Origin of the sequence: Paraburkholderia oxyphila NBRC 105797, from assembly GCF_000685075.1 — a bacterium.
GTDB classification, from domain to species: domain Bacteria; phylum Pseudomonadota; class Gammaproteobacteria; order Burkholderiales; family Burkholderiaceae; genus Paraburkholderia; species Paraburkholderia oxyphila.
The window spans coordinates 1-5,228 of the sequence record NZ_BAYD01000215.1 but is presented as its reverse complement, the minus strand read 5'-3'; the positions used below and the strand labels follow the sequence as shown (position 1 = coordinate 5,228).

At 67.7% G+C, this 5,228-nt stretch carries 5 protein-coding genes; 4 read left to right on the top strand and 1 reads right to left on the bottom strand.

The window, feature by feature from the left end; all coding sequences use genetic code 11:
* The first annotated feature begins 163 nt into the window (after positions 1-163).
* The gene (locus BO1_RS48025) at positions 164-514 is read left to right on the top strand and encodes a VOC family protein (protein ID WP_028223668.1); all 351 of its coding nucleotides are present in this window, start codon (positions 164-166) and stop codon (positions 512-514) included.
* A 110-nt stretch (positions 515-624) separates the two neighbouring features.
* Here BO1_RS48025 and BO1_RS48020 read toward each other — a convergent pair whose 3' ends face one another.
* The gene (locus BO1_RS48020) at positions 625-1,800 is read right to left on the bottom strand and encodes a helix-turn-helix transcriptional regulator (protein WP_028223667.1); all 1,176 of its coding nucleotides are present in this window, start codon (positions 1,798-1,800) and stop codon (positions 625-627) included.
* A 371-nt stretch (positions 1,801-2,171) separates the two neighbouring features.
* On the opposite strand from BO1_RS48020, the gene BO1_RS48015 reads away from it, so the two are divergent.
* The 3 genes from BO1_RS48015 to ribBA are packed head-to-tail and all read left to right on the top strand — an operon-like array spanning position 2,172 to position 5,148.
* Positions 2,172-3,122 carry an alpha/beta hydrolase gene (locus tag BO1_RS48015; RefSeq protein WP_028223666.1) on the top strand — a complete coding sequence of 317 codons (951 nt, stop codon included), beginning with the start codon at positions 2,172-2,174 and terminating at the stop codon, positions 3,120-3,122.
* A 20-nt stretch (positions 3,123-3,142) separates the two neighbouring features.
* Positions 3,143-3,973: an enoyl-CoA hydratase/isomerase family protein gene (locus BO1_RS55875; RefSeq protein WP_043289226.1), complete on the top strand. Its 831-nt coding sequence runs from the start codon at positions 3,143-3,145 to the stop codon at positions 3,971-3,973.
* Positions 3,970-5,148 (top strand): bifunctional 3,4-dihydroxy-2-butanone-4-phosphate synthase/GTP cyclohydrolase II, encoded by a 1,179-nt coding sequence (gene ribBA / locus BO1_RS55870; RefSeq protein ID WP_043289224.1) that lies wholly within the window; start codon positions 3,970-3,972, stop codon positions 5,146-5,148. Before BO1_RS55875 ends, ribBA begins: the two co-directional genes overlap by 4 nt.
* The last annotated feature ends 80 nt before the right edge of the window (positions 5,149-5,228 follow it).

Below are 5,228 nucleotides of genomic sequence, written 5' to 3'. Positions count from 1 at the left end.
CCGCGAAAACAAGTTAAGGCCAACGCCCCGCGAACCGCGGGAAAAAACCCGCACGACAAGCGCGCCGCTCCTCTAGTCCGAACAGACATGGCGCGCAACCACCCGCGCGCTAGTATCGAGATATGGCAACACCACGCCATACAAATTCAAGGGGAAGATTCAAATGAAGGCTTCGATGATGCTGTACCCGGTGGACGCGATCGAGACATCGCTGCCGTTTTTCGTAGACGGCCTTGGTCTCACCGTAAAAATGCGCGACGGCGAGCGCTATTGCGCGCTGGAAGGCGGCCCGCTAACGATCGCCCTGGTAGCCGGCGACGAACGAATCGTCGAGCGCCCCGCGCTAACGTTTCGCATTGCCGAGGATGACGATCTCTACGCGGCCATGGAACGCGTGGTGGCCACGGGCGCAAGCGTGCGCGTGCCGGTTCAGCAGGGCCCGCACGAACTGCGCGCGGTACTGGAAGACCGCAACGGCGCGCTGCTCGTGCTCACACAAAAATATGCGACGTGAAACGCAAAAAGGCGGCCACGCCAATGAACGTGACCGCCTTTTTCGATTGCAAACATCGCGCACAAGCGCAAATAAGCGCCGCGTAACAAAAAAGCAAAGCGCGCCGCGCTTCAACCCAACGGCACGACGCTGCCAAGCAGAATCCGCACAAGCGTGGCCTGCCGCGTCACACCCGTCTTCGAGAAAATCGAGCGCAGATGCGCACGCGCCGTATTCTTGCTGATGCCCAGTTCCTCCGCGGCCTCTTCGAGCGTCAGCCCGTTAGTCAGCAAGAGCGCAAGCGAGGTCTCCGCAGGCGTGAGATCGAACAGTTTCCTCACGATCTCCTGCGAGCGCTGCGATTTGCGGTCCGGATCGCGCAGGAACAGCACCGTCGCCGGACGGCGGCGGTTATCTTCCGACCAATCGGACAGCGGCACGGTCCGCACCAGCACCCCAAGCTTCGCGCGGTCCCCGCTGCGCGTCACCGGCATCGCCTCCACCAGCGGCCCAGCCGTGCCGAAGTGCCCCATCATCGCGTGGCGGATCAGCCGTTGCAGCGTGCGGTTCTCCTGGCCGTCCATCGCCTCGATGTTGCCGTGCGCAATGCGCAGGCCGTCGCTCTCCGAAAGGATTTCATCGGCCACGCTATTGGTGTTCATGATCGCACCGCTCTCGTCGAGCGTCACGATGCCCACCAGCATGCGGTCGATGGCGCTCGCGTAGAGCGTGCGCTCCGACTCCACCACGTCAAGGCGCGAATGCAGCTCCACCGCGCGGCGCAGGTGCGGCAGCAGGAGCGCGCAAAACGCCTTGTCGCGCGCGTTGAAATGCGCGGCGCCGTGCTTGCGGCATACCCGGAAGCGGCACTCCACGCCCGACTCCGTGCGCAGGTCGGCGCCCATGATGTAGCGCACGTCGGCAGGCTGCAGGAACTGTTTGTAGAGCTCGCTCGAGAGCCAGCCGGTCTCGCCGAACACCTCGTCCACGGTCACGACGCGGTCCGCCGGCAGGCCGACGAACGGGTCCAGCGAATAGTAATAGTCGTTATACGAAGCCTCGTCGGGCTTGCCGCTTCCCGAGGCATGCACCATCAGCCCGCGCCGGTCGCTAGACGGCGAGCGCAGGATCAGCGTGGCGTAGTTTGCGTCCAGGTGCTGCCGCACCAGCTCGAGCGCCCCCGACCATGGCACCGCTTCCAGCGGCCCCTGGTACACGCGCGCCATCAGCGCGCTGAACTGCGAAATATCGACGCCAGCCATGACTCCGGCGTCCTGGCCCTCTTCCGGGGCCCATCTTGTCTCCATCAACACGGTCTCCGTCCTCCATGCCGCCCAAAGCGACGGCCAACTTTACGGGGCTGTGTCGCCGCCGGCATCGGGACATTCCCCTAACCGGCGCACGCGCCCTTGATTTTCTGCTCCTTCACGCCCTGGCTCTTTCGCGAGTTTTTTTGGGGATCGTGCGCGAGTCCGCGCGGGCCGTGGCCTTGCCATGACCGATGCCGGCACGGCCCGCAGTCCCGTTGAGGAACTGATCAAACATTACGCCGTTCGCGGCCCGCGCCCCTCGTCTGATCGGACGATGCAAGCGTTGCGCACAAAGGCTCCAATGCGCTCAATGGCGCCGCCATGGCGCACTTTTCTGATCACGCTTTCCATCCAGGGAGACACCCCGCATGGCGCTCGACCCACAGGCCGCCGCACTGCTCGCCTCGTTCGCCGGCATGCCCGCCCCCGATTACAGCCGGCTCGACGTCGCCAGCTACCGCGCGGCACTCGCGGCCGGCGGCGGCGCGGCCAGCGCGATCGGCCCCGGCGACGCCATTGCCGCCGAGGAAAACCTGACGCTGCCCGGCGCGGCCGGCCCGCTCGCCGCGCGTCTCTATCGTCCGATCAAAGCGGACGACTCGAGCGACCAGGCCCTGCCGCTGCTCGTGTTCTTCCATGGCGGCGGCTTCGTCGCCTGCGGGATCGATACGCACGCCAATATCTGCCGCACGCTCGCGGCACGCGCACGAACGCTCGTGCTTTCCGTCGATTACCGGCTCGCGCCCGAGGCGCGCTTTCCGGCCGCCGCGCAAGACGCGATTGCGGCCGTGCGCTGGGCCGCGGCCCACACCGCCGAGTTGGGCGCTCGTCCGGGCGCGCTCGCCGTGGCCGGCGACAGCGCGGGCGGCAATCTGTCCGCCGTCTGCGCGCAGCAGTTGCGCGGCGAAGTGGCGATCGCGCACCAGTTGCTGCTCTACCCCGTGCTCGACTGCGCGCACGAGCATCCCTCATATGAAACCTATGGCAGCGGCCATCTGCTCGACGCGGACCTCATGCGCTGGTTCAAGGATCAGTACTTCGAGCCGCAAGCGGACCGCGCCTCGCCGCTCGCGAGCCCGCTGGGCGCCGAGCGCCTCGATCAGGTTGCGCCTGCAACGATCGTGAGCGCCGAATGCGACCCGCTGCGCGACGAGGGTGAGCACTACGCCACGCGCCTCGCGCAGGCGGGCGTGCCCGTCACGCTCGTGCGCTGGCCGGGGCAGATGCACGGCTTCGCCAGCATGCTGGGCGTGCTCGACGCCGCGAGCGCCGCGCTCGACCTGGGCGCCCGCGCGCTGCGCGCGGCGCTGCATCCCTGACTCTCACGGGCCAACACCCCATGACCGACACGATTCTCGCCACGCGCGCCAACGGCGTGGTCACGCTCACCTTCAACCGTCCCGACGCGCTCAACGCGCTTGGCGAAGCGATGGCCGTCGAGCTGTGCTCGCGGCTCGAGCGCCTCACGCAGGAGCCTGGCGTGCGCGCCATCGTGCTGACCGGCGCGGGCCGCGCCTTCATGGCGGGCGGTGACGTGCGCGCGATGCGCGCCGCCCTCGACCTGTCGGCCGCGCGGCGCGAGCGCGCCATCGGCAAGCTTGTGCGCCACGCGCAGCGCGCGGTCGAATTGATCGCCCACTCGTCCAAACCGGTGCTGGCGAGCGTGAACGGCGCGGCGGCGGGCTTCGGCCTCGCGCTCGTGGCGGCCTGCGACGTGGCCATCGCCGCGGACGACGCCACCTTCACCTCGGCGTACAACCGCCTCGGCACCTCGCCGGACGGCGGCGCGACTTTCACGCTGCCGCGCCTGATGGGCACGCGCACGGCGGCGCAGTGGCTCTATTTCGACGAGCGCTACAGCGCCGCCGACGCGCTGCGCGTGGGCCTCGTGAACTGGGTCGTGCCCGCCGCCGAGCTGGCCGCGGCCACCTGCGAGCGCGCCGCGCGGCTCGCCGCGCTCTCGCCCGCCGCGTTCTCGCACACCAAGCACCTGATCGCCGATGCGCCGCGCCACACGCTCGGCGCGCAACTGGTGGCCGAGCAGCGCGCCTTCCTCGCCTGCACGGCCCACGCCGATTTCCGCGAAGGCACCAGCGCCTTCACGGAGCGCCGCGCCCCGGTCTTTGGCGCCAATGCCGAGCTGGCCCCGCACGAGGAGCAAACCGCATGAAACTGGCCGATACCCCCGCCATCGTCGAAGAACTGCGCGCGGGGCGCATGGTGATCCTCGTCGATGAGGAAGACCGCGAGAACGAAGGCGATCTCGTGATTGCCGCCGACTGCGTCACGCCCGAGGCGATCAATTTCATGGCGCGCCACGCGCGCGGCCTCGTTTGCCTGACGCTCACGGCGGAGCACGCCGCGCACTTGCAGCTGAGCCCGATGAGTGCGAACAACGGCACGCAATACGGCACGGCCTTCACCGTGAGCATCGAGGCGGCGCAGGGCGTGACCACCGGCATCAGCGCGGCCGACCGCGCGCACACGATCCGCACGGCCATCGCACCGGGCGCGCGTGCCGAGCATCTCGTGCAGCCGGGGCACGTGTTCCCGATCGTCGCGCGCGAGGGCGGTGTGCTGGTGCGCGCCGGCCACACCGAAGCTGGCTGCGATCTCACGGCGCTCGCGGGCATGACGCCTGCCGCTGTGATCTGCGAGGTGATGAACGACGATGGCACGATGGCGCGCCTGCCGGAGCTGATGAATTTCGCGCGCGAGCATGGTTTGAAGATCGGCACGATTGCCGATTTGATTCGGTATCGCAGCGAGCGTGAGTCGCTCGTGGAGCGAGTGGCGTCGCGCAGGCTCGCTACGGCGTGGGGGCCGTTTGAGGCGATCGAGTACCGTGATCGCGTGCGAGGCGCGAGCCATCTCGCGCTTGTGCGGGGTCAGCCCAATGCTGAGGTGCCTACGCTCGTGCGTGTGCAGGAGCGTGCCTCGCTGGTTGATCTGTTCGATGAGTCACCGGGCGCGCACGGTCTCGCGCTGCATGGCGCGCTCTCGCGTATTAGCCAGGCGGGTTGCGGTGTGGCTGTGTTGCTCGATTGCGCATTGCGGACGGGTGTGCGGGAAGTGGGCCATCCGCTCGATGGCCATGGTGCGGAGCCTGGTAACCGGCATTACGGTATTGGCTCGCAGATCCTGCGGGATCTCGGGCTCTCCAAGCTCAATGTGCTCGCCACGCCGCTCAGGCTGCCCGCGCTCTCCGGGCATGGGCTTGAAATCAGCGCGTTTATTCCGCTTGGGGATTTGCCGGATGCGCCGTTGCGGCGTGACGATCCTGTCGATGCGATTCGGGCCGCTGCATTCGCGGCTTGTGATTCGCGCAGGCTCGTTGAGGTGTAGATTTTCTTCTCGCTTCGCCAGGCTTGATTTGGCCTTAACTTGTTTTCGCGGCGGGCCGCAAGCGTTGCCCCTGTGCGGGG

Coding starts and splice junctions, on each gene's coding strand:
- BO1_RS48025 (WP_028223668.1), top strand. CDS start 164: ATGAAGGCTTCGATGATGCTGTACCCGGTGGACGCGATCGAGACATCG.
- BO1_RS55875 (WP_043289226.1), top strand. CDS start 3,143: ATGACCGACACGATTCTCGCCACGCGCGCCAACGGCGTGGTCACGCTC.
- BO1_RS48015 (WP_028223666.1), top strand. CDS start 2,172: ATGGCGCTCGACCCACAGGCCGCCGCACTGCTCGCCTCGTTCGCCGGC.
- ribBA (WP_043289224.1), top strand. CDS start 3,970: ATGAAACTGGCCGATACCCCCGCCATCGTCGAAGAACTGCGCGCGGGG.
- BO1_RS48020 (WP_028223667.1), bottom strand. CDS start 1,800: ATGGAGACAAGATGGGCCCCGGAAGAGGGCCAGGACGCCGGAGTCATG.